This is a genomic window from Kangiella sp. TOML190 (assembly GCF_023706045.1).
Lineage (GTDB): Bacteria > Pseudomonadota > Gammaproteobacteria > Enterobacterales > Kangiellaceae > Kangiella.
The window spans coordinates 1,175,763-1,201,053 of the sequence record NZ_BQYL01000001.1 but is presented as its reverse complement, the minus strand read 5'-3'; the positions used below and the strand labels follow the sequence as shown (position 1 = coordinate 1,201,053).

The window sequence follows — 25,291 nt, the reverse complement described above, 5'->3', positions numbered from 1 at the left end:
GGGAATATTAGTCTTAAATAGCCCCTCCGTTTCATAACACGCCTTCCGGGGCCGCCCTTATCAGTAGACCAATCTACTACCAGCAAAGAGGAATTGCAAGAAAATGTGATCTGTGCCTCAGAAAAAAATTACTAAAAATGGTAACAGGCTTGATTTGCCGAGCAACTATTTAATCGCATTTGAAATTAATACTAGCGGCTAACGCCGTTGAAAGAGATATCTGACCAGACAAGGCTTATTAAGAAGATAGACCTGTTAACAAACGCCGCCACATAAAGGTTTCGATCAAAGTTGTAATGTAGCTCATGAATTTATTTTTAGTATTGAGCTGGATCGTTTGAGTACTGGATAGGCACGGTAATGGTAATTACGCCGCCCTCGGCTAAATCCACCGATAAATTCACCGCACTACCACCCACAGCGCCGCCACTTGATGTACCGCAGGCAGTGGTCACCGCACCTGCACCCGCTGTCGTTACCGAACATGACCAGGCTCCAGATAAAGTCAGACCTGCCGGCAGGCTATCGTTGATTTGAACACTCTCTACACCTTGATCCGGCGGCGTTGCATCGGTATTGCTGATTTGGATGGTGTAGCTTCCTGTGCCACCAGGCGTATAGTTGGCTGCCGTATCATCTTTAGTCACCTCAATATCGGGGCGAATGGGACATAACCATATCTCATCAAATCCCCAGTCAATGCCTCCGCCATTCGTTCGAGTTTGTATTAAAGATATATCTGCTGTCGTGGTGGCACTTCCAGATAACCAGTTAACGTTGAAGGTTTCCCACTCGGTTAGTAAATCGTTTATATCAAGATAAGGGGCGCTATTGGTAATACCCGTTGCTAAAGTTGTGCCGTTGATCTGGGCAGTTATCAACTGTGGTCTAAAACCATTAAAATTCGACATCTTAAAAGACAAACGGTATAGGGTATTGGGGGTAACAGTGATGGGAGCAGCGCCTGGACTACCCCAAGCCTCGCCTACTGAATTTCCCCCATCGGTATTATTAAACAAGAATTTACCGCTACCACTAGCATCAGTTTCGATGTCTGGATTATTGACACCAGGTCTTATTTTCTCCGCCACATGCTGGCCATTAGAAGTCGTTGTATTATTCAGCGTATAGGTAAGGTGTTGAGTCGTATATCGGATCACCAGCGTCAAAGTTTTGCACATAAGCACAATTAGCAGTTGGCCCGCCTGGACCAGCAAAAACAGACGTATTGGTTGAGATACAGCCAATAGCTATAACCCAGAGCACTGAACGTTTTTTAGGGCAGAAATCCATTTCTTCCCATATTGGCTGCGCAAATGTATTCAATTTTTACCCCTAGCCGTCATAGAATTTGTGCTTCTTCTAAGTCTATAAGCACTTAAACGGCATCCGACTTTTGACTTGTAAAAAAAACGGACAAAGTCTTTATAAACTCAATTTAGCTCAAAAATTGTACAATTTCAAGTTTTTTGTGAGTCACTTCACACTAACTTACAAAGCCAATCACTCACCAAAACACCATAAGCCATAAAAAAACCCTGCCGAAGCAGGGTTTCTCATTCTGAACCGAAGTTCTAGCGTTAGCCTAAACCTTACTCAAAGATTTTAGCAACAACACCAGCGCCTACCGTACGGCCACCTTCACGGATAGCAAAACGTAAGCCTTCGTCCATCGCGATTGGTGCGATTAACTCAACCACCATCTTGATGTTATCGCCAGGCATGACCATCTCGACGCCTTCTGGTAACTCAACAGCACCAGTCACGTCAGTGGTACGGAAGTAGAACTGTGGACGGTAGCCTTTGAAGAATGGCGTATGACGACCACCTTCATCTTTAGACAATACGTACACTTCTGACTCGAACTTAGTGTGCGGCGTAATAGTACCTACGTGCGCCAATACTTGACCACGCTCTACTTCGTCACGCTTAGTACCACGTAACAATACACCCACGTTATCGCCAGCTTCACCTTGGTCTAGAAGCTTACGGAACATCTCAACGCCGGTAACCGTAGTCTTAGTCGTGTCTTTGATACCAACGATTTCAATCTCTTCGCCTACTTTAACGATACCCGTCTCAACACGGCCGGTTACTACCGTACCACGACCTGAGATGGAGAATACGTCTTCAATCGGCAACAAGAATGGCTTGTCTGTTACACGCTCTGGCTCCGGAATGTAAGTATCCAAAGCTTCGCCTAAAGCGATAATCGCTTTCTCGCCGATGTCGCCTTCGTCGCCTTCAAGCGCTTTCAACGCTGAACCACGGATGATGGGCGTTTCGTCACCTGGGAATTCGTATTGGTCAAGAAGCTCAACGATTTCCATTTCAACCAACTCTAACAACTCTTCGTCGTCAACCATGTCGCACTTGTTCAAGAAAACAATGATGCGAGGTACACCAACCTGACGTGACAACAAGATGTGCTCACGGGTTTGTGGCATCGGGCCGTCCGCAGCTGAACATACTAAAATCGCGCCGTCCATCTGAGCAGCACCAGTAATCATGTTCTTAACGTAATCCGCGTGACCTGGGCAGTCTACGTGCGCATAGTGACGATTAGGAGTTTCGTACTCAACGTGTGACGTCGAAATCGTGATACCACGCTCTTTCTCTTCTGGAGCATTGTCAATCTCGTCAAAAGCACGGGCGTCACCGCCGTATACCTTTGACAATACCGTACATATCGCTGCCGTCAAAGTCGTTTTACCGTGGTCAACGTGGCCAATCGTACCAACATTAACGTGCGGTTTATTTCGTTCAAATTTTTCTTTAGCCATCTTCCTATTACCTCTAGATTCTCTAAAAAACTTATTAAATTTTGTTTAACAAGGTTAAGCCACAGCTTAACCTTTATTCATTATCGCTTCTGCAATGTTCATTGGGGCTTCGGCGTAGTGCGAGAATTCCATAGTGAAACTTGCACGACCTTGCGACAAAGAACGCATATCAGTTGCGTAACCAAACATTTCTGAAAGTGGTACTTCAGCATTGATAACTTTACCCGATGGATTTTCGTCCATGCCTTTTACCATGCCGCGACGACGGTTAAGGTCACCCATAACGTCACCCATGTAATCTTCAGGAGTTACAACTTCAACTTTCATCATTGGCTCAAGTAAAGCTGGATTAGCAGTTGCAGCTGCATTTTTCACCGCCATGCTACCCGCGATTTTAAACGCCATTTCGTTCGAGTCTACATCGTGGTAAGAACCATCATATAAAGTCGCTTTGACGTCTAATACTGGGTAACCCGCCAAGATACCATTTTCCAACTGTTCTTCGATACCTTTAGCAACCGCGCCGATGTATTCACGAGGAACTACACCACCAACGATTTCATTAACGAATTCAAAACCAGCGCCCGCTTCTTGTGGCTCAAGTTTAACCCAAACGTGACCATACTGACCGCGACCACCTGATTGACGTACGAATTTACCTTCGACTTCAACCGTGTTGCGAATCGACTCACGGTAAGCAACTTGCGGCGCACCAATGTTAGCTTCAACTTTAAACTCACGACGCATACGGTCAACAAGAATGTCTAAGTGCAGCTCGCCCATACCAGAGATAATGGTTTGGCCTGACTCTTCATCGGTTTGTACGCGGAAAGACGGATCTTCCTGCGCCAACTTGCCTAAGGCGATACCCATCTTTTCTTGGTCGGCTTTAGTTTTTGGCTCAACCGCTACCGAGATTACTGGATCTGGGAATTCCATACGCTCTAGAATGATTTGGTTATCCAAATCACACAAAGTATCACCCGTGGTTACATCTTTAAGACCAACGCCTGCCGCGATATCGCCTGCACGAACTTCTTTGATCTCTTCACGAGAATTCGCGTGCATCTGTACGATACGACCGATACGCTCTTTCTTACCTTTAACCGAGTTCATTACGTGATCACCAGAGTTGATGACACCCGAGTAAACACGGAAGAAGGTTAAAGTACCCACGAATGGGTCAGTTGCGATTTTAAAAGCCAAGGCAGCAAATGGTGCATCATCGTCAGCTTCACGAGTTTCAGTTTCTTCAGCATCAGCGTCAACCACACCTTCAATCGCTTTAACTTCTTCAGGCGAAGGCATATATTCGATAACCGCGTCTAGTACTGCTTGAACGCCTTTATTTTTAAAGGCAGAACCACCGAACATAGGGATAATTTCGTTCGCCAAAGTACGCGCACGAATACCTGCTTTGATGTCTTCTTCAGAAAGATCCATCTCTTCAAGGTACTTTTCCATCAACTCTTCAGAAGCTTCAGCAGCTGCTTCAACCATATACTCGCGCATTTCCGCACAACGATCGGCTAAGTCAGCTGGAACGTCAGCGTATTCGAAGGTCATGCCTTGATCCGCTTCATTCCAAAGAATCGCTTTCATTTTGATTAGATCAACCACGCCTTTGAACTCGTCTTCAGCGCCAATGGTCATTTGCATTGGAACCACGTTTGCATTCAAACGTTCTTTCAATTGCTCTTTAACCATATCGAAATCAGCACCAGCACGGTCCATCTTGTTAACGAATACCATACGAGGAACTTCGTATTTATTCGCTTGACGCCATACGGTTTCAGTTTGTGGTTGCACACCAGATGAACCACAAAGTACTACTACCGCACCGTCCAATACACGCAATGAACGCTCTACTTCAATCGTAAAGTCAACGTGACCAGGGGTGTCGATGATGTTGATTCGGTGCTCGTCAAATTGCGCTTCCATACCACGCCAGAAAGTCGTAGTCGCAGCCGAGGTAATAGTAATACCACGCTCCTGCTCCTGCTCCATCCAGTCCATAGTTGCAGCGCCATCGTGTACCTCACCGATCTTATGAGAAAGACCCGTGTAGAACAAAATACGCTCAGTTGTCGTGGTTTTACCCGCGTCAACGTGCGCAACGATACCCAAGTTACGGTATCTTTTAATAGGGGTTTTACGTGCCACAATAATCTCCTTGGATTACCAACGGTAGTGTGAGAATGCTTTGTTCGCTTCAGCCATACGGTGAACGTCTTCACGTTTCTTAACCGCTGAACCACGACCTTCAAGCGCATCCATAACTTCGCCAGCTAAACGCTCACGCATAGACTTTTCACTACGCTTACGAGCAGCTTCAACCAACCAGCGCATCGCTAGTGCAGTTTGACGAGAAGGACGAACTTCTACTGGAACCTGATAAGTTGAACCACCAACACGGCGAGACTTTACTTCCACCATAGGGCGGATTTTCTCAAGGCCTTGCTCGAACAATTCAACCGGCTCTTCACCAGCTTTCTTTTCAACCATAATATCAAGCGCACCATAAACGATTTTTTCTGCAACTGACTTTTTACCGTCAAGCATCAAAATGTTGATGAACTTAGCTAACATTTCTGAACCAAATTTAGGATCAGGAAGGATCTCGCGTTTTGCGACAACACGTCTTCTTGGCATGTCATTTACCTCATGCATGTGTAACTTCAGGATGATCTGGAATAAGTAGTTACGGACCTTATCCAGCCTTACTCACATAGTGAAATAGCCGGCATGAAACCGACTATTGCTCTATATCTCAAATTGTAATGCTCTATTCTTTCAAGAGCGGGTTTCAAACTGTTTGTTTAAAACCAATAAGTTTTTAGAGCGAGTTATTTGAGTGATTGTGAGGCGAAGTTGGCTCTAGCCAACAAGTTACCGAAGCAATCAATCAAAGAACGAAGCTATAAAACTTATTTAGGGCGCTTAGCACCGTACTTAGAACGACCTTGCTTACGATCTTTGACGCCAGCTAAGTCTAAAGTACCACGAACACAGTGATAACGAACACCTGGCAAATCCTTTACACGACCGCCACGGATCATGACAACGCTGTGCTCTTGAAGATTGTGACCTTCACCACCGATGTATGAAGTCACTTCAAAACCGTTGGTTAAACGTACACGAGCCACTTTACGAAGTGCCGAGTTTGGTTTTTTTGGAGTAGTCGTGTAAACACGAGTACAAACGCCACGCTTCTGCGGGCAAGCTTCTAGCGCTGGTACGTTAGTTTTCTTAACCTGCTTTACGCGAGGTTTTCTTACTAGCTGATTAATAGTAGCCATTAATTCTTTCTCTATAAATTCGTTGTAACGGTTAGTCGTTACAAATAATTACGCTAATTCATGCGCCCTAAGCACTAAAAACTAGTGTCCTAGGTCTAGGGCGCGCTATTCTAATGAGGTCAGGGCGATAAGTCAAGCGATCAGAAATTGAGCATCTAACCGCTTGATTTTGCTTTATTCCTCAGTGGCCTCTTCGATTGAGCTTAGCTCTTCCGATAAGGCCTGTTCTACTTCGTCGGCTGATGGGCCCGCGTCTTCCACTAGCACTTCAGCACGCTTTTGGCGACGCTCTTGGTGATAGCTTAAACCGGTACCTGCCGGGATCAAGCGACCCACAATCACGTTTTCTTTCAAGCCACGTAAATCGTCCATTTTACCGTTGACAGCCGCCTCGGTAAGTACACGGGTCGTTTCTTGGAAAGATGCCGCCGAGATAAAGGATTCAGTAGCCAGCGATGCTTTGGTGATACCCATTAGCACCCGCTCGAACTCTACCGGATCTTTACCTGCTTCAATTAACTTATCGTTCTCTTCTAACACTCGCACCACTTCCATCTGATCGCCTCTTAACAAGCGCGAATCACCTGGGTTAGATACGATACACTTACGCAACATCTGGCGGATCACAACCTCGATGTGCTTATCGTTAATGCCAACACCTTGCAGACGATAAACCTCTTGCACTTCGTTCACAATGTAACGAGCAAGTTCCGTGATCCCTTTCAAGCGTAAGATGTCATGTGGGTTGTCAGCACCGTCTGATACCACCTCACCTTTTTCAACTTTCTCACCTTCAAACACGTTTAGGTGACGCCATTTCGGGATCAACTCTTCATAAGCATCGCCACCGTCTTGAGGAGTGATAACGAGACGACGCTTACCTTTAGTTTCTTTACCAAAGCTCACAGTACCTGAGATTTCTGCCAAGATTGCAGACTCTTTTGGTTTACGAGCTTCAAACAAGTCAGCAACTCGAGGTAGACCACCGGTAATATCCTTGGTCTTCGAGCTTTCTTGTGGGATACGCGCAATCGCATCACCGATGTTCACTTCTGAGCCATCTTCTAAATTAACGATAGCGTTGGTTGGTAAGAAATAAACTGCCGGAACATCAGTTCCAGGAATATGCAGTTCTTTACCCTTCTTGTCTACCAACTTAATCGCTGGTTTAACGTCAGAGCCTTTACCTGTACGCTGCTTGTTTTCCGTAATTACGATTGAGCTCAAACCGGTTAATTCATCCGTTTGACGCTCAATGTTGACACCTTCAAGCATGTCAACGAATTGGATCTTACCGCCAAGCTCAGCAATGATTGGGTGAGTATGCGGATCCCAGTTGGCAACAATGTCACCACCGGTGGCTTTAGCGCCTTCTTGCGCGCTCAATACCGCACCATAAGGAACTTTATAACGCTCACGTTCACGACCGAACTCATCGATTACGTTCAATTCAGCTGAACGCGATACAATCACTAATTTTTTGTCTTTACGTTCAACGGTTTTCGCATTCTTCAAGCGAATTTCACCGTCGTTTTTAATTTGTACATTGTTTTCAGCAGAAGCACGAGACGCCGCACCACCAATGTGGAAAGTACGCATCGTCAACTGAGTACCTGGCTCACCAATTGATTGGGCTGCGATAACACCAACCGCTTCACCTTGGTTGATCAAGTGGCCACGCGCTAGGTCACGACCATAACAAGCCGCACAAACGCCAGTACGAGTATCACAAGTAATCACCGAGCGAACTCTAACTTCGTCCACTGAGTTCTTCTCAAGGATCTCAACCCATTTCTCGTCCAACAAGGTACCCGCTTCAGCTAATACATCGTCAGTACCTGGGATATACACATGCTCAGCGACCACACGACCTAGCACTCGCTCACTCAATGGCTCAACTACGTCACCGCCTTCGATTAATGGTGTCATCACCAAACCGTTTTCAGTGCCACAGTCTTCTTTAGTGATAACCATGTCTTGAGCAACGTCAACCAAACGACGGGTTAAGTAACCTGAGTTCGCGGTTTTCAATGCGGTATCGGCCAAACCTTTACGCGCACCGTGAGTCGAGATGAAGTATTGCGATACGTCTAGACCTTCACGGAAGTTCGCCTTAATTGGCATTTCGATAATCGAGCCATCCGGTTTTGCCATCAAACCACGCATACCAGCTAACTGACGGATCTGAGCGGCACTACCACGAGCACCCGAGTCAGCCATCATAAAGATCGAATTGAACGATGGTTCGCGTGAAGTGTTACCTTCTTTATCAGTCACTTCTTCAGTACCGATATTGTCCATCATCGCTTTAGCAACTTTTTCGTTGGTGTGCGACCAGATATCAACAACTTTGTTGTAGCGCTCGCCTTGAGTTACCAAACCAGAGTTAAACTGTTCTTGAATCTCAGCAACTTCTTTTTCCGCAGCGTCGATAATCTCAGCTTTGATTTCCGGAATTTGCATATCTTCGATACCCACCGAAGCACCTGAACGCGTCGCGTAGGAGAAACCGGTGTACATCAGTTGGTCGGCGAAAATTACCGTTGCTTTCAAGCCGCGCTCACGGTAACAAGTATTGACCAATTTTGAGATCGCTTTCTTAGTCATTGGTTGGTTCACCAATTCAAAGCTGATACCGTCAGGAACGATACCCCAAAGCAATGAACGACCAACCGTAGTGTCTAATAATTCAATCGAATCGGTACGCTCGCCCGCTTCGTCAAAATGAACGATAGGCAAACGAACCTTTACTTTCGCATGCAAATCTACCACGCCATTAGCGTAAGCACGCTGCACTTCATCCGCATCGGTAAAGACCATGCCTTCACCTTTAGCGTTGATGCGCTCACGAGTAAGGTAATATAAACCTAGCACCACGTCTTGGGTTGGAACGATGATTGGCTCACCGTTAGCAGGCGACAAGATGTTGTTAGTTGACATCATCAAGGCACGCGCTTCTAATTGCGCTTCGATAGTTAATGGTACGTGTACCGCCATTTGGTCACCATCGAAGTCAGCGTTAAAGGCCACACACACTAATGGGTGCAACTGGATCGCTTTACCTTCGATCAGCACTGGCTCAAACGCTTGTAAACCAAGTCTGTGAAGTGTTGGGGCACGGTTTAACATCACCGGATGCTCACGAATCACTTCTTCTAAAATATCCCAAACGATTGGTTCTTCGCGCTCAACCATTTTCTTAGCCGCTTTGATCGTTGTCGCTAAACCACGACCTTCAAGCTTGCTGTAAATAAATGGTTTGAATAATTCCAATGCCATCTTTTTAGGAAGACCACACTGATGCAGTTTTAAAGTAGGACCAACCACGATCACCGAACGACCAGAGTAATCAACACGCTTACCTAGTAAGTTCTGACGGAAACGACCTTGCTTACCTTTGATCATATCTGCCAAAGATTTCAATGGACGCTTGTTAGAACCGGTAATGGCACGACCACGACGACCGTTATCTAATAGCGCGTCAACCGACTCTTGTAACATACGCTTTTCGTTGCGCACGATAATGTCAGGAGCATTTAGGTCTAATAAACGCTTCAAACGGTTGTTACGGTTAATCACACGACGGTATAAATCGTTCAAATCAGAAGTTGCGAAACGACCACCATCCAACGGTACTAGTGGACGCAAATCTGGCGGAAGTACTGGCAAGATGGTCATGATCATCCATTGTGGATCGTTACCAGACTCCAAGAAAGCTTCTAATAGTTTTAAACGCTTAGACAGTTTCTTCAGTTTTGTTTCAGAATTGGTGCTTGGAATATCTTCTTCGCGAATACGCGTCGCTTCTTCTTGCAAATCGATGTGATCCAATAAAGCAGATACCGCTTCGGCACCCATTTTGGCCTCAAAGTCATCGCCAAACTCTTCTAGCGCATCTAAATAAGCTTCTTCGCTTAATAACTGGCCAGTCTCTAACGTCGTCATACCCGGATCAGTAACCACAAAGGCTTCGAAATACAGTACGCGCTCAATGTCACGCAAGGTCATGTCAAGCAACATACCAATGCGGCTTGGCAATGATTTCAAGAACCAAATGTGGGCAACCGGACAGGCTAAATCAATATGCCCCATACGCTCACGACGCACTTTCGTTAAGGTAACTTCAACGCCACATTTTTCGCAGATAATTCCGCGGTGTTTTAAGCGTTTGTATTTACCACACAAACATTCGTAATCTTTTACTGGGCCAAAAATTTTGGCACAGAACAAACCATCTCTTTCTGGCTTGAAAGTACGATAGTTAATCGTCTCAGGTTTTTTTACTTCACCAAAAGACCATGAGCGAATTTGGTCTGGCGAAGCCAAACCAATACGGATCGCATCAAACTCTTCAGACTGATTTTGTTGCTTAATAAAATTTAATAAATCTTTCACAATCTCTCTCCTAGTAGGAGTTAAACCTTTTCCTTAAATTGTCTTACAACACTTTAAGGAGTCTCATTTGCTGCGCTGTTTATTACGATAAAGAACGCAGCAGGTGAAGTATTACTCTTCGTGCTCTAACTCGATGTTAATCGCCAGCGAGCGAATTTCCTTAGTCAATACGTTGAATGACTCAGGCATACCTGGCTCCATGCGGTGATCGCCATCAACGATGTTTTTGTACATACGAGTACGACCATTAACATCATCCGACTTAACCGTAAGCATTTCTTGCAAGGTGTAAGCAGCGCCATAAGCTTCAAGCGCCCACACTTCCATCTCACCGAAACGCTGGCCACCGAACTGGGCTTTACCGCCCAACGGTTGCTGTGTTACCAAGCTGTATGAACCAGTTGAACGAGCATGCATCTTGTCATCAACCAAGTGGTTCAACTTAAGCATATACATGTAGCCCACAGTGACCGGACGCTCGAATTGATCGCCAGTACGACCGTCGTATAGCCAAGTTTGGCCCGTTTTAGGTAATTCAGCCAAATCAAACATGGCATGAATATCTTCTTCTTTTGCACCGTCAAATACCGGCGTGCCCATAGGAACACCTTTGCGCAAGTTAGAAGCCATATTCATCACTTCATCATCAGACAATTGCGCTAAATCAACTTCTTTTTGATCGCGGTGGTTGTACACCTTGTTCAAGAAAGCACGAACCGTTTTTGGCGCCTTGCCAGTATCTAAAAGCTCACCAATTTTTATGCCAACGCCTTTCGCCGCCCAGCCTAGGTGAGTTTCCAATACTTGACCAATGTTCATACGTGATGGAACGCCTAACGGATTCAAAACGATATCCACAGGCTCGCCATTTTCGTCGTACGGCATATCTTCAACTGGAACGATGTTAGAAATCACACCCTTGTTACCGTGACGACCCGCCATTTTATCGCCTGGCTGAATTCGACGTTTAACCGCCAAATAAACCTTAACGATTTTTTGCACACCTGGCGCTAGCTCATCACCTTGAGTGATTTTTAATTTTTGCGCTTCGAACTTCTGATCGTAAACTTTCTTCTGCTCAGTGATAAAGTTGGCTAAGTTTTCAAGTTGCTGTTGCTTTTCTTCAACTCGCAATTGAATTTCCAACACTTGCGCCGGCTCTAACTCGTTCAAGTAATCAACAGTAACTTTGCTGCCTTTCTTCAACTTGTTCGGGCCTTTTTCAGCGACACAACCTGATACCAAGTTACGCGCACGCTGATAGATATTATCCGCTAAGATACGGAATTCATCATTAATATCTTTCTTGGCGCGAGCCACTTCTTCGTTTTCGATATCTTTAGCACGAGCATCTTTTTCAACGCCGTCACGAGTAAAGACTTGCACGTCAATGACCGTACCGAAGGTTGAAGTGCCAACGCGTAAAGAAGTATCTTTAACGTCAGAAGCTTTCTCACCAAAGATAGCTCTCAATAGCTTTTCTTCTGGAGTTAATTGGGTTTCGCCCTTAGGGGTAACTTTACCCACTAGGATGTCGCCGGGCTTAACCTCAGCGCCAATGTAAACAATACCTGACTCGTCAAGTTTGCTTAATGCGCTTTCGCCAACGTTTGGAATATCCGCTGTGATTTCTTCAGGGCCTAACTTAGTATCACGCGATACACAGGTTAGCTCTTGAATATGGATACTGGTGAAGCGATCTTCCTGAACAACGTTTTCAGAAATAAGGATCGAATCCTCAAAGTTATAACCATTCCAAGGCATGAAGGCTACACGCATATTTTGACCTAACGCCAACTCACCCAAGTCAGTTGAAGGACCATCAGCTAACACATCGCCACGCGCTATCACGTCGCCTTGTTTAACGATTGGACGTTGGTTAATACAAGTATTTTGGTTAGAACGGGTGTACTTGGTGAAGTTATAAATATCAACACCAGAATCGTTCTCGCCAACCTCTTCTTCATTAACCCGAATCACTACACGGCTGGCATCGACTTGATCCACCACACCGCCACGTTTTGCAGCAACCACCACACCAGAATCAACAGCCACAGTGCGCTCCATACCAGTGCCCACTAATGGTTTTTCAGCACGTAAGGTTGGAACCGCTTGTCGTTGCATGTTCGAGCCCATCAAAGCACGGTTCGCATCATCGTGTTCAAGGAATGGGATCATAGACGCTGCCACCGATACGATCTGCTGCGGCGAAACGTCCATATATTCTACTTGATCCGGTGTCGCTAAAATAAATTCGCCTAATTGACGCGAAGGTACTAACTCTTCTACGAAGTTACCTTTTTTATCTAACTCAGCGTTGGCCTGGGCGATAACGAACTTACCTTCGTCGATCGCTGATAAATAATCGACCACGTCCGTCGCCTTACCTTTAACCACACGGCGGTACGGAGTTTCTAGGAAACCGTATTCGTTGGTACGCGCGTAACAAGATAGCGAGTTGATCAAACCAATGTTTGGACCTTCCGGCGTTTCAATCGGACAAACACGGCCATAGTGGGTTGGGTGTACGTCACGAACCTCAAAGCCCGCGCGCTCACGCGTAAGACCGCCAGGTCCTAGTGCAGAAACACGACGCTTGTGGGTAATTTCCGATAATGGATTGTTTTGATCCATAAATTGAGACAATTGGCTTGAACCAAAGAATTCTTTCACCGCCGCCGATACTGGCTTGGCGTTGATCAAATCTTGCGGCATCAAGTTCTCACTCTCGGCTTGCGATAAACGCTCTTTAACAGCACGTTCAACACGAACTAAACCGACACGGAATTGGTTTTCCGCCATCTCACCAACAGAGCGAATACGACGGTTACCCAAGTGATCGATGTCATCCACGGTACCGTTACCGTTACGAATATCGATCAAGGTTTTCATCACGTCGATAATATCGTCGTTGGATAAAGTGCCTTGGCCTTCAATCTCATCACGTCCCACGCGACGGTTGAATTTCATACGACCAACGCGCGACAAGTCATAACGCTCACCATTGAAGAATAAGTTATCAAACAAACCTTCAGCGGCTTCTTGTGTTGGTGGCTCGCCCGGACGCATCATGCGGTAAATTTCAACTTTTGCTTCTAAAGCAGTGGTTGAAGGATCAATACGCAAAGTATCCGACATGTAAGGACCGTGGTCCAAATCGTTAGTGTAAAGCGTTGGGATTTCGGTCACGCCTGCTTCAATAATGGTCGCTAATAATTCTTCGGTAATTTCAGCATTTGCTTCAGCAACGATTTCACCTGACTCTTTGTCGATCAGATCTGAACCTAAAGCACGGCCTAAAATGTAGTCCGATGGTACATCTAGCTTCTTCACACCAGCAGTTTCTAACGCTTTAATGTGACGAGGCGTGATACGGCGACCTTCTTCTACTACGACTTTTGATTTTGCTTTAATATCAAAAGTGGCAGTCTCACCACGTAAACGTGATGGAATTAATTCTAATTGGATATCACCTTTCTTAGTCACAAAGAAGGTGTCTCGCTCGAAGAAAATATCCAACATGTCTTGAGTGCTATATTCTAATGCACGCAAGATAATAGACGATGGCAATTTACGACGACGGTCAATTCGCACGTAAAGCATGTCTTTTGGATCGAATTCAAAATCTAACCATGAACCACGGTAAGGAATCACCCGTGCTTGATATAACAACTTACCTGAGCTGTGGGTTTTACCACGATCTGAGTCGAAGAACACACCAGGTGAACGGTGTAGTTGCGATACGATAACACGCTCAGTACCGTTAATAACGAAAGTACCATTGTCTGTCATCAATGGTAATTCGCCCATATAAACTTCTTGTTCGCGGATGTCTTTGACTTTCTTCGTCTTAGAATCTTTATCATAGATCACTAAGCGAATAGTCACGCGAAGCGGCGCTGCGTAAGTTACGCCACGGATCTGACATTCTTTAACATTGAAAACTGGCTCGCCTAAACGGTAGCTCACAAATTCTAGAGCTGCGTTGCCAGAATAACTTTCAATTGGGAAAATCGATTTAAAGGCTGCATCCAAACCCGATTCATCAGAGCCTTGCTTTTGCTCAATAAATTCACGGTATGAATCTTTCTGGATTGCCAACAGATAAGGCACATCGAGAGTATTTGAACGACGACCGAAATCCTTGCGGATTCGCTTTTTCTCAGTGTAAGAATATGCCATTTGGGTTCCTCGGTTCACTAACTTTTGACCAATTTTGAATTCGTTTGATGGCTAGATTATTATCGAGAGCTCACCTCAAATCTAATCATCTTGCCCTGTTCTGTTAAACAAGTCTGCTAAACAAAACTTAGGCTGCCGTTTAACGGCAAAAAGGCCGGTGACAAAAGTCACCAGCCATTTGAGCTATTTGCTACTTAGTTGTGAGCAAGTAATAAATCGTTATTACTTAACTTCAACTTCAGCGCCAGCTTCTTCCAATTGCTTTTTAACGTCTTCAGCTTCTGCTTTCTCAACGCCTTCTTTAACAGCAACAGGAGCGCCTTCAACCATGTCTTTAGCTTCTTTCAAGCCAAGACCAGTGATGCCGCGGATAGCTTTAATTACAGCTACTTTGTTACCGCCGAAGCTTTTCATTACTACGTCAAACTCAGTTTGCTCAGCAGCAGCGCCAGCGTCGCCGCCAGCTGCAGGGCCAGCTACTGCTACAGCTGCAGCAGCAGAAACACCGAATTTTTCTTCCATAGCTTCAACAAGTTCCACTACTTCCATAACGCTCATTTCAGCGATAGCGTTCAATAAATCGTCTTTAGATAGAGCCATTTTAGTCTCTCCTGGGTTCTCTTAAAAAATATAAATAAAAATTAACTACGGTTAACAGTACTAATAAAATTAGTATTGAAACTACTAAGCCGCTTCTTTCTGATCGCGAACAGCCGCCATAACACGAGTGATCTTGCTTGGTACTTCGTTCAAAGTACGAGCAAGTTTCGTGATAGGTCCATTCATAACCATCATCAAGGATGCAATTGCTTCGTCTTTGGTTGGTAACGCAGCCACAGCGTCAAGACGCTCAGGACCGTGTAATTCACCACCAATGGCGATACCAGTTACCGCTAGCTTGTCATTCTCTTTAGCAAAGTCTTTGAAAAGACGTGCCGCTGCGCCAGGCGCATCGATAGAGAATGCATAAACTAATGGACCAGTTAATGCTTCTTGCATACAAGCGAACTCGGTATCTTCAACAGCGCGACGTGCGAGCGTATTACGCACAACACGAACATAGACATTGGCTTCACGTGCTTTAACACGTAGAGCGGTCATGTCTTCAACTGTTAAACCGCGGTACTCAGCTACTACGGCTGAAAGCGCATCTTTAGCTATGTCATTTACTTCGCTAACAATGGCTTTTTTGCCTTCAAGTCCAAGTGCCACTAGTTCACCTCCAGTTTATTCAAGTTTCAGTTGTTCACTTCCACTTGAGTTACATTTCGATAAAGCTTTGGCTTTCGCCTAACCTTATCCTTTGAGTTGCGGTGAACGACTCTGTATAAAATACATCATCAGGTTTCACCATCTGCGTAGGTTCAGAACCAAGGTTCTTGATTAAACCAACTCGTCGTACTCCTCATAAAGGAGCTTTACTGTTATCGCTCAAAAAGAGCTTGAGTAAACACCCGATTCGTCAGTGCCTACGGTCTTTGACGGTTCCCTGAACAGCATTTCACAACCCAGGAAACCCAAAGCCCTTCTATTTAGATTAAAATTGTCGATTACATTGTTAAATTCCTTCTCGATTTCCTTGATTATCTAAATGATAACCAGCGTCATCTCGAATGAATTTGCCTCATACTCATCAATTTTTTTGCTAAATAGTTTTGCTAATCAATAGCAAAAAATTTCTCAAGATTTTTTAAAGAACTTCTTGCTGTTCTATATTACCCTTGCAGTTCGAGAAATTTTCTCAAGTGCTAGGCGAAGCCTGAACCAAATGCGTAGGTTACCTTATTGGTAATCGGAGCAAATTTTATGCAGACTTCAACAGCGCAATTGAAAAATTTAGCAACTGCAAATTAGTCTTTAAGATCTAAAGTAGATTGATCTACTGAAAGACCAGGCCCCATAGTCGAAGACAAAGAAATCTTCTTCAAATAAGTGCCTTTTGCTGAGCTTGGTTTACCTTTCTGAAGAGCTTTTAATAGAGCACTTAAGTTTTCAACCAAAGCATCAGTGCCGAAATCTACTTTACCAATACCAGCGTGAACGATACCGTTCTTGTCAGTACGGTATTGCACCTGACCTGCTTTAGCGTTTCTCACCGCCGTTGCTACGTCTGGAGTTACAGTACCAACCTTAGGGTTTGGCATAAGACCGCGAGGGCCTAAGATTTGACCTAGTTGACCAACCACACGCATGGCGTCTGGGCTAGCGATCACTACGTCAAAATCCAAGTTTCCTTTTTTAACTTCTTCTGCTAGGTCATCCATACCTACAACGTCAGCACCCGCTTCTTTAGCAGCGTCAACATTGTTGGTGAACACGGCAACACGAACGTCTTTACCAGTACCGTTTGGAAGAACCGTAGCACCACGAACCACCTGATCCGATTTACGTGGATCAACGCCTAAGTTCACAGCCACTTCGACTGACTCGCTGAACTTAACGCTGGAAACTTCTTTAATTAAATCGATTGCTTCAGTTACAGGTAAGTTAGTACGTCCTGCAACTTTTTCGCTAATCGCGCGCATGCGCTTAGATGTTTTAGCCATGATATTAACCCTCTACGTCAACGCCCATTGAGCGTGCTGTGCCAGCAATTGTGTTTACCGCAGCGTCCATATCAGCAGCCGTCAAATCAGGCTCTTTCATGTTGGCGATTTCTTCCAACTGGGCGCGAGTGATCTTGCCAACTTTTTTCTTGTTAGGCTCGCCAGAACCTGATTTCAGATTCAAAGCTTTTTTGATCAAGGTTGATGCTGGTGGAGTTTTAGTAATAAAAGTAAAACTACGGTCGTTATACACAGTAATGACTACTGGAATAGGCAAACCTTTTTCTACTTTGTCTGTTTCCGCGTTGAATGCTTTACAGAACTCCATGATGTTGACACCGTGTTGACCTAATGCAGGACCAACGGGTGGCGAAGGGTTAGCAGAACCAGCTGCTACTTGTAGCTTAATATAAGCTTCGACTTTCTTAGCCATGTTACACCTCTTTAGTGGGTTCAAACGCTAGACATCACGTCTAGCTCCCCGTTTCACAAAGTCATAAAAGCACTTCCCCGTTTAAACTATCGTTTTACAGAGAAATGCTGTTATTCTAATTTTCTAAACCAGCTAGCGCTCGCTTGACGAGAAATTAGCCTTTTTTAGCCCTTTTCTACTTGGCTAAACTCCAATTCTACCGGAGTTGAGCGGCCAAAGATAGAGACTGACACTTGTAAACGGCTCTTTTCGTAGTTTACGGTCTCTACCACGCCATTAAAATCTGCAAATGGGCCATCAATAACACGAACCATTTCACCTGGCTCGAACAAAGTTTTCGGCTTCGGCTTATCGCCGCTATCTTCAATACGATTCAAGATAGTATCCGCTTCACGTTGCGAGATTGGCGCCGGACGATCCGAAGTGCCGCCAATAAAGCCCATAACGCGCGGTGTATTACGCACCACTTGCCAAGTTTCTTCGTTCATTTCCATGCTTACTAAAACGTAGCCTGGAAAGAATTTGCGCTCGCTACGACGTTTTTGCCCAGCACGCATTTCCACCACTTCTTCAGTTGGAACCAGCACTTCGCCGAAAAACTCTTCTAGGCCAGCCAGTTGGATACGCTCTTCCAACATGGTTTTAACCTTGTTTTCGTAGCCTGAAAAGGCTTGTACTACATACCAACGTAATGCCATTTTTAGCTCCTAACTAAAATCCGCGACGGATAGCTAACTTTCGATTATCCAATGATTGGGTTTAATACCCAAACCACTAATGAGTCAAAGCCCCACAGGAACAAGCCCAAAATTATTACCATGATCAAAACGCCAATGGTCGTACGAACGGTTTCACTACGACCTGGCCAAATGACCTTACGCAATTCAATGCGCGATTCTTTGGCAAACTGCCACAGTGCTTTACCACTTGCGGTAGTCATAACCACAGCGAAAGCCGCGATCAAGGCACCCAGTACCGCAGCAACGCGGATCCACAAGGCTTGCTCGCTATAAATATTAAAGGCAACAATACCGCCGACTAAAACCGCGATGGCAATTAGCCATTTAAAGCTGTCGAATTTTGATTGTGTTTCAGTTGCTTGTGCGCTCATTCATTAAACCTATAAATATCAACTAGTTGCCAATATTTTTGTTATCACATTTTATAAAAAAATGGCAGGCCACGAGGGACTCGAACCCCCAACTTTCGGTTTTGGAGACCGACGCTCTACCAATTGAACTAGTGGCCTAAAACTCCCAAATCACTTTGCAATACAGTGGATTGCAAAAATAAGGCAGGGAATTATACCCTGCCTTTGGTGAATTGCAATTGTAATTTGGAATAAATTTACCCTGAGGACGCCCACCAACCCAAGATTAGTGGTGATCCCTAGATTTAAGCTGCTTTATCAGCCTTCACAGCCCTTAAGGCTGACAGTTCTTATCCATACAAACTGCTGGCAGCATTCTCTGTTCTTCATGGTGAGTAGTCATCAGCAGTCGATGAATAAGACACCGGTACTGTTATCGTGATAATACCTGCATTAATAATATCCGCAGTTAAACTTAAACTGCTATCGCCCGCACTGCCGCCAGAGCTCGCTGAGCAACTAGAGCCCGCAGTTGCACTACAGCTCCAAGCACCAGATAAAGTAACTCCGGCAGGTAAGCTATCAGCAATGCTAACACCCAACGCCGCATGCGGCCCATTATTAGTTACGACTAAAGTATAGCTGCCGCTACCGCCAGGAGTATAAGTCGTCAAACTATCAGACTTACTAACCTCTATATCTGATTGCGCTGACAATGGACAGAAACGAATATCATACAAACCAAAGCCCGGTTCGCTACTGGAAAAGTTACTCACATCGGCCATAGAAAAACGCAACTGAACCTTGTCTACTGGTGATGGGAACTGCACATAAACGGTTCCCGATGCTGAATTTGGCCCAGTAGGAGCGCTAGGGAGAATACCCAACACAGTGTTCCCGGAAACTAGCTGACTACCCGCAACATTGATGCTCGGCGATACAACAACCCCGTTTAAGCTACCGCTAATTTGATACTGCTCACGACGAGCAAAATCTCCAATCTCACCGTCAATGTCAAACAGCTTAAAAAATAATTCAGCAACTCCAGCTGTTGGGTAGCCCACATCAAAGTCAATCACCACTTCATTAGTATCACGAATCACCTGTAAGTTCGACGCAAGCAATAGCGACGCTTCAACACTATTCAAATCTCCCTGATAGAAGGCAAAATTGACGGGTAAGTTATTAATCAAGGAATTTGAGCTATCAGTTACTCTAAAATCCAAATCAGTAGAGCCTACCGTATAGCTATTGCTTAAACTCTCCGGCGGCCAAGCACTGGTCGTCCAATCTAAAGTTTGTGGGCTAACGCAAGAAAAGCTGGGACTGAAAACTTCACCAATAACCACTAATTGGTCCTCAACCTCGCCATCAGTTGCAACCCCCGTTGCGCTGGAACATTCTGTCGAGCTACTACAAACACGTACCCGCAAATAACTACTGCCTACTGCTGCAGAAGCAGGAGTCGTGCCAGTAATGTTAAACAACCCTGTATTCACCGAACTGCCGTCAACGATGACTTCCGTAGCGCTAAAACTACCATTACCATCCCAATCGACCCACGCGTAAATAAAACCGCTACCTTCGACTTCAACACCTACTTGAAAGTCATAACCGGTTACAAAAGCTGCAGGTGAACGAACCCCGTCTTCATCATCAACGCCATTAGCATCATCACCATCCGCGTTTGTTGAGTTTTGACTGCTCGCCTCAGAGTCAGGAACCACGCTACCCATATACAGATTAGTGACTAAAGTCGCATGCTGAGCATCACCATAACTCGCGGGAGCATCACCAAAGTCGTAAGGCGTATCGTCCCGACTATCCCTGAAATCCACATCCGCATTCAGCGGCACAGCCCCATCACCATTAACATTAGGAACATCGCCATCCGAGTCATCCCACTCGCCAACAAAATTTGCCGCATTCATACCATCAACTACATTCGATGCACTTCCTAAATTACTACCTCCAGATACTGCATCAAAAGCGTCTAGCAAACCATCGCCATCATTATCCGCTGTTACCGATGTGTTCGGTTGAAAACCATTTTCAAGTAAGTCTGGCAGACCATCATTATCAGAATCCTCGTCTAGATAATCGACATCGTCAGTCCCATCGCTATTCACCGGGACTAGACCTGAACCATAGTTATTCCATAAACCTTGTGCATTAACCGTGCCACTCGGGTAAAGGTAGTTGTCTGTGCTTTGAGCCTCAATATTATCGGGAATACCATCATTATCAGAATCAATATCCAGATAATCGGGTTGGCCATCACTATCGTTATCGCAGCCTACGGTAAAGGTAATATCAAATATTCGTTGCGCATTTGCTCTATTCAGAGAGTTTCTATCTATCGAGCTTTCGACGAAAAGTCTGTCAATAGGATCGGTATAGGTAATTCGAATTACATTTTGGTTAGACGTTGGTGGCGAACCGACAAATAAATTATCCGACTGATTAGGTCTGGGACCAGCAATAGTAGTGACATTGCTGGGAGTTAGAGTAACTACATTTCCGGATAAAGAACCTTCATATAGTGTAGTTTCATTACTAGCACCATTCCCTGAATCAGTATCCGTATAAACAAAAGAAACGTCATAAACAGGTTGATTAAAGTTAACTAACAAACGAGCACCTTGACTTGCACTAGTAATTCCATTAGGTAAAAGCACAACACCACTTGGGTCACCGTCAGTATTCCGGTCTCTAAAAGCTCCCTGTGTCGCGTAAGCTGTAACACTCCCTATATCCGCCTCTAGCGTTATATCCGCGACAACATTGGTATAAGCACCCGTTATTGTTAAACTTTGTGAAGCTGGGACAGCAGGGATCGCACTTAAGCCATCAATTTGGGCAAAATCTAGACGTAGAGTTTCAGTACATTCAGCAGTATCCAAAATACCATCATTGTCATCATCAAGATCCAAATGATCAGCAACTCCATCACTGTCATGGTCTGCGGCAAAGCCTATCCCAGGTAAGCCAAACGCTAGTAAAAAGAAAAAAAACACATTACTAATAGTTAGTTTCCTAACTTGTCGACTATTCAGCTGCCAATTATGTCTTAATATTTTACCCAAAGTTCACCTTTCAATATTTATTTGAAAAAAGTAAATAGTCTAATTGCAGATCGCAACTGTTAATTTACTCTAGCAATTATTAAGATGCAATATTTTGTGACATATATCACATTTTTTTACATTTCAGCATAAAAAAACCCTGCCGAAGCAGGGTTTCTCATTCTGAACCGAAGTTCTAGCGTTAGCCTAAACCTTACTCAAAGATTTTAGCAACAACACCAGCGCCTACCGTACGGCCACCTTCACGGATAGCAAAACGTAAGCCTTCGTCCATCGCGATTGGTGCGATTAACTCAACCACCATCTTGATGTTATCGCCAGGCATGACCATCTCGACGCCTTCTGGTAACTCAACAGCACCAGTCACGTCAGTGGTACGGAAGTAGAACTGTGGACGGTAGCCTTTGAAGAATGGCGTATGACGACCACCTTCATCTTTAGACAATACGTACACTTCTGACTCGAACTTAGTGTGCGGCGTAATAGTACCTACGTGCGCCAATACTTGACCACGCTCTACTTCGTCACGCTTAGTACCACGTAACAATACACCCACGTTATCGCCAGCTTCACCTTGGTCTAGAAGCTTACGGAACATCTCAACGCCGGTAACCGTAGTCTTAGTCGTGTCTTTGATACCAACGATTTCAATCTCTTCGCCTACTTTAACGATACCCGTCTCAACACGGCCGGTTACTACCGTACCACGACCTGAGATGGAGAATACGTCTTCAATCGGCAACAAGAATGGCTTGTCTGTTACACGCTCTGGCTCCGGAATGTAAGTATCCAAAGCTTCGCCTAAAGCGATAATCGCTTTCTCGCCGATGTCGCCTTCGTCGCCTTCAAGCGCTTTCAACGCTGAACCACGGATGATGGGCGTTTCGTCACCTGGGAATTCGTATTGGTCAAGAAGCTCAACGATTTCCATTTCAACCAACTCTAACAACTCTTCGTCGTCAACCATGTCGCACTTGTTCAAGAAAACAATGATGCGAGGTACACCAACCTGACGTGACAACAAGATGTGCTCACGGGTTTGTGGCATCGGGCCGTCCGCAGCTGAACATACTAAAATCGCGCCGTCCATCTGAGCAGCACCAGTAATCATGTTCTTAACGTAATCCGCGTGACCTGGGCAGTCTACGTGCGCATAGTGACGATTAGGAGTTTCGTACTCAACGTGTGACGTCGAAATCGTGATACCACGCTCTTTCTCTTCTGGAGCATTGTCAATCTCGTCAAAAGCACGGGCGTCACCGCCGTATACCTTTGACAATACCGTACATATCGCTGCCGTCAAAGTCGTTTTACCGTGGTCAACGTGGCCAATCGTACCAACATTAACGTGCGGTTTATTTCGTTCAAATTTTTCTTTAGCCATCTTAAGCCTCCGGATTATCCGCGTTTTAAGTTTCTCGTTAAAACGGGTGTCGACCGGGGTCATTCGATACGGAAAGTGAACTGACGCCCTGCACCCTTAATTTAATTCGCCGCCCATGCCGCGTATTAAAACTGGTGCCGATAAGCAGATTTGAACTGCTGACCTCACCCTTACCAAGGGTGTGCTCTACCTACTGAGCTATATCGGCAAAAATTTATTAAATTCAGCCTGTTACAAAGACTTACTGCTTTGTTAAAAATTGATTAAAAGTGCTCATTTAGACAATCTAAACTGCGCTTTTAAATCAATTTTCGCCGCGCATCAAGCCTTTTCGCTAGGCTTTGGCTTGCGGAAGTAAAAACTTTCGCAATACCTAGCTTCATTATCTTACTTTTGAAGCTACTAATTTAAATCTGGAGCGGGTAGCGGGAATCGAACCCGCATATTCAGCTTGGAAGGCTGACGTTCTACCATTGAACTATACCCGCAAATCCTTTTGTTCATTCAAAAAACCTGAAAGGCCACTGCCAATCAGGTTTTAAGCTTTTTTGAGCTAAATTTTAGCTCTAATAACGAGTCGCTATTGCGACTTCTCACCCAGCCAATTAACATCTTTAGCCGGACAATAATATGGTGGAGGGGGCTGGATTACTCAGGACTCCCGTCCTTCGCCCTCTCGGGTCGCCCTTCGGGCGCTCAAAATTGCTCCTAGCAATTTTGTCGAACCGCTACTGCTGGTTCTCACCCAGCCAATTAACATCTTTAGCCGGATAATAATATGGTGGAGGGGGCTGGATTCGAACCAGCGAAGCTTTCGCGTCAGATTTACAGTCTGATCCCTTTGGCCGCTCGGGAACCCCTCCAGGACTTGAACATTGTGCTCGCTCAAGTGAGCGCGCATCATGCCAATTTGAGAAAAAAAATGCAAGCTATCTGTATGCTAATAAGGATATGCTGGCATCTTATAAAACGCCGTCCTAAGCATTTTAAAGAATAATGGTGCCGACTGCCGGAATCGAACTGGCGACCTACTGATTACAAGTCAGTTGCTCTACCTACTGAGCTAAGTCGGCATAACGACGATGGCCATTTGATGAAAAAGCGCCATTGCGTTAAGTGGCGGGAATTTTAGCGATCTCATTTTGGTTTGGCAATGCTTTTTTCGCAATTTTTTCAGGTTTCGCTCGATCCACCCAAAAAACTGGAAATCCGCTGGACAAATGCCGCGATTTTAATCGTTTTGCGATGAAACTTGTTGATAAAAGAGTCCTTCGAGCACCAAGTCTGGGCAATGTAGCCAATTAAAGTTAGCCGGTAGCAGAATTTGTTCCATCATTAAGGCGCCGTCACCACCGCACACAAAGATTTCAGCTATCCCATAGTGGCTTTGCAAGCGTTCTATACAAGACTTTAAATAGCCTAAAGCGGCTTGGTAAGTTCCAAGCTCTACTGCTTGTAAACTGTTATTGCCAAGCCATTGCTCTTGGGTCGGGTCGCTAGCGTCTAGGCTCGCGCCATAGGCAATTTTCCCCGTATCGCCAAACAGTGCTTTTTGCATCAAACGTGCTCCAGGTACTATATGCCCACCTAAATGCTGTCCCTTATTATCCACCAGATCTAAAGTAATCGCAGTACCTGCGTCCAGTACGGCAAAGGCCCCATCGCTACGTTCAATAGCGCCCACCATGGCTAACCAGCGATCAACTCCCAAAGCCGTAGGCTTATCATAACTATTCACCAGTTGGCGACGGTTCACCGCAGGCTGTGCCGCGCTATCCACTCCGGAGGAATAACTGGCTTGCGAGTCGGCAAAAACAGGTTTTAACTCAAAAATACTTTGGCACCAGCTACTGATCAACAGCTTAGTTTGCTCATTAGCGACGCTGGAAATATAAATTTTCTGAATGGTGGCCTGAAGCTCCAAAGCTTGCAGTTTGAGGCTCTGCAGCTTGCCCAGCCAGTGCTCCTTATCAAACTGCTGATTATCCCAAGTAAAGCGCTCTAGCCAGTGCTTATTCAGCTCCTGATCAGCCTTAGCAAGCACAGCCTTGCAACGGCTATTGCCCATATCCATCAACAGATAACTCATAGCT

16 protein-coding genes and 5 tRNA genes are annotated in these 25,291 nt (G+C 45.1%); all 21 read right to left on the bottom strand.

Features of this window, described 5'->3' with window-relative positions:
• Window positions 1–317 precede the first annotated feature (317 nt).
• The 21 genes from NFS34_RS05795 to NFS34_RS05695 all read right to left on the bottom strand — a co-directional run bounded on the left by NFS34_RS05795 (window position 318) and on the right by NFS34_RS05695 (window position 25,287).
• Entirely contained in the window at window positions 318–1,181 is an 864-nt protein-coding gene (locus NFS34_RS05795; protein ID WP_251358994.1) for a DUF11 domain-containing protein, read from the bottom strand.
• Between the two features lie 411 nt (window positions 1,182–1,592).
• The gene (tuf, locus tag NFS34_RS05790; RefSeq protein WP_251358981.1) at window positions 1,593–2,783 is read right to left on the bottom strand and encodes an elongation factor Tu; all 1,191 of its coding nucleotides are present in this window, start codon (window positions 2,781–2,783) and stop codon (window positions 1,593–1,595) included.
• 66 nt (window positions 2,784–2,849) lie between these two features.
• Window positions 2,850–4,946 carry an elongation factor G gene (gene fusA / locus NFS34_RS05785; protein WP_251358993.1) on the bottom strand — a complete coding sequence of 699 codons (2,097 nt, stop codon included), beginning with the start codon at window positions 4,944–4,946 and terminating at the stop codon, window positions 2,850–2,852.
• Window positions 4,947–4,961: 15 nt separating this feature from the next.
• Window positions 4,962–5,435 (bottom strand): 30S ribosomal protein S7, encoded by a 474-nt coding sequence (gene rpsG, locus NFS34_RS05780; RefSeq protein ID WP_251358992.1) that lies wholly within the window; start codon window positions 5,433–5,435, stop codon window positions 4,962–4,964.
• A 275-nt stretch (window positions 5,436–5,710) separates the two neighbouring features.
• Complete coding sequence (gene rpsL, locus NFS34_RS05775; protein ID WP_251358991.1) at window positions 5,711–6,082, bottom strand: 30S ribosomal protein S12; 372 nt, start codon at window positions 6,080–6,082, stop codon at window positions 5,711–5,713.
• A gap of 174 nt (window positions 6,083–6,256) precedes the next feature.
• Window positions 6,257–10,477 (bottom strand): DNA-directed RNA polymerase subunit beta', encoded by a 4,221-nt coding sequence (gene rpoC / locus NFS34_RS05770; RefSeq protein WP_251358990.1) that lies wholly within the window; start codon window positions 10,475–10,477, stop codon window positions 6,257–6,259.
• A gap of 111 nt (window positions 10,478–10,588) precedes the next feature.
• Window positions 10,589–14,659 carry a DNA-directed RNA polymerase subunit beta gene (gene rpoB / locus NFS34_RS05765; RefSeq protein WP_251358989.1) on the bottom strand — a complete coding sequence of 1,357 codons (4,071 nt, stop codon included), beginning with the start codon at window positions 14,657–14,659 and terminating at the stop codon, window positions 10,589–10,591.
• A gap of 222 nt (window positions 14,660–14,881) precedes the next feature.
• Window positions 14,882–15,259, bottom strand: coding sequence for a 50S ribosomal protein L7/L12 (gene rplL, locus NFS34_RS05760; RefSeq protein ID WP_251358988.1), 378 nt, complete (start codon window positions 15,257–15,259; stop codon window positions 14,882–14,884).
• 84 nt (window positions 15,260–15,343) lie between these two features.
• Window positions 15,344–15,871: a 50S ribosomal protein L10 gene (gene rplJ / locus NFS34_RS05755; protein ID WP_251358987.1), complete on the bottom strand. Its 528-nt coding sequence runs from the start codon at window positions 15,869–15,871 to the stop codon at window positions 15,344–15,346.
• Between the two features lie 638 nt (window positions 15,872–16,509).
• Window positions 16,510–17,205, bottom strand: a complete 696-nt coding sequence (gene rplA, locus NFS34_RS05750) for a 50S ribosomal protein L1 (RefSeq protein ID WP_251358986.1) — start codon at window positions 17,203–17,205, stop codon at window positions 16,510–16,512.
• 4 nt (window positions 17,206–17,209) lie between these two features.
• Entirely contained in the window at window positions 17,210–17,638 is a 429-nt protein-coding gene (gene rplK / locus NFS34_RS05745; RefSeq protein ID WP_251358985.1) for a 50S ribosomal protein L11, read from the bottom strand.
• 164 nt (window positions 17,639–17,802) lie between these two features.
• On the bottom strand, window positions 17,803–18,336 hold the full coding sequence (gene nusG, locus NFS34_RS05740) for a transcription termination/antitermination protein NusG (RefSeq protein ID WP_251358984.1): 534 nt from the start codon (window positions 18,334–18,336) through the stop codon (window positions 17,803–17,805).
• A 44-nt stretch (window positions 18,337–18,380) separates the two neighbouring features.
• Window positions 18,381–18,749: a preprotein translocase subunit SecE gene (secE, locus tag NFS34_RS05735; protein WP_251358983.1), complete on the bottom strand. Its 369-nt coding sequence runs from the start codon at window positions 18,747–18,749 to the stop codon at window positions 18,381–18,383.
• A 62-nt stretch (window positions 18,750–18,811) separates the two neighbouring features.
• Window positions 18,812–18,887 (bottom strand) — tRNA-Trp (locus NFS34_RS05730).
• A 227-nt stretch (window positions 18,888–19,114) separates the two neighbouring features.
• Window positions 19,115–21,745 carry a GEVED domain-containing protein gene (locus NFS34_RS05725; RefSeq protein ID WP_251358982.1) on the bottom strand — a complete coding sequence of 877 codons (2,631 nt, stop codon included), beginning with the start codon at window positions 21,743–21,745 and terminating at the stop codon, window positions 19,115–19,117.
• 262 nt (window positions 21,746–22,007) lie between these two features.
• Entirely contained in the window at window positions 22,008–23,198 is a 1,191-nt protein-coding gene (gene tuf, locus NFS34_RS05720; RefSeq protein ID WP_251358981.1) for an elongation factor Tu, read from the bottom strand.
• A gap of 132 nt (window positions 23,199–23,330) precedes the next feature.
• A tRNA-Thr gene (locus tag NFS34_RS05715) sits at window positions 23,331–23,406 on the bottom strand.
• 206 nt (window positions 23,407–23,612) lie between these two features.
• Window positions 23,613–23,686: transfer RNA gene (locus NFS34_RS05710), tRNA-Gly, on the bottom strand.
• 291 nt (window positions 23,687–23,977) lie between these two features.
• Window positions 23,978–24,061 (bottom strand) — tRNA-Tyr (locus NFS34_RS05705).
• A gap of 134 nt (window positions 24,062–24,195) precedes the next feature.
• Window positions 24,196–24,271, bottom strand: a tRNA-Thr gene (locus NFS34_RS05700).
• A gap of 158 nt (window positions 24,272–24,429) precedes the next feature.
• A complete protein-coding gene (locus tag NFS34_RS05695) occupies window positions 24,430–25,287 on the bottom strand; it encodes a type III pantothenate kinase (protein WP_251358980.1) in 858 nt (285 codons plus the stop codon).
• Between the last annotated feature and the right edge of the window lie 4 nt (window positions 25,288–25,291).

What these genes read in the sequence shown, in the direction of transcription:
- rplA (WP_251358986.1), bottom strand. Translation starts at nt 17,205, where the DNA reads ATGGCTAAAACATCTAAGCGCATGCGCGCGATTAGCGAAAAAGTTGCA.
- rpsL (WP_251358991.1), bottom strand. Translation starts at nt 6,082, where the DNA reads ATGGCTACTATTAATCAGCTAGTAAGAAAACCTCGCGTAAAGCAGGTT.
- NFS34_RS05695 (WP_251358980.1), bottom strand. Translation starts at nt 25,287, where the DNA reads ATGAGTTATCTGTTGATGGATATGGGCAATAGCCGTTGCAAGGCTGTG.
- nusG (WP_251358984.1), bottom strand. Translation starts at nt 18,336, where the DNA reads ATGGCATTACGTTGGTATGTAGTACAAGCCTTTTCAGGCTACGAAAAC.
- rpoB (WP_251358989.1), bottom strand. Translation starts at nt 14,659, where the DNA reads ATGGCATATTCTTACACTGAGAAAAAGCGAATCCGCAAGGATTTCGGT.
- rplK (WP_251358985.1), bottom strand. Translation starts at nt 17,638, where the DNA reads ATGGCTAAGAAAGTCGAAGCTTATATTAAGCTACAAGTAGCAGCTGGT.
- tuf (WP_251358981.1), bottom strand. Translation starts at nt 23,198, where the DNA reads ATGGCTAAAGAAAAATTTGAACGAAATAAACCGCACGTTAATGTTGGT.
- rplL (WP_251358988.1), bottom strand. Translation starts at nt 15,259, where the DNA reads ATGGCTCTATCTAAAGACGATTTATTGAACGCTATCGCTGAAATGAGC.
- secE (WP_251358983.1), bottom strand. Translation starts at nt 18,749, where the DNA reads ATGAGCGCACAAGCAACTGAAACACAATCAAAATTCGACAGCTTTAAA.
- tuf (WP_251358981.1), bottom strand. Translation starts at nt 2,783, where the DNA reads ATGGCTAAAGAAAAATTTGAACGAAATAAACCGCACGTTAATGTTGGT.
- NFS34_RS05795 (WP_251358994.1), bottom strand. Translation starts at nt 1,181, where the DNA reads ATGTGCAAAACTTTGACGCTGGTGATCCGATATACGACTCAACACCTT.
- rpsG (WP_251358992.1), bottom strand. Translation starts at nt 5,435, where the DNA reads ATGCCAAGAAGACGTGTTGTCGCAAAACGCGAGATCCTTCCTGATCCT.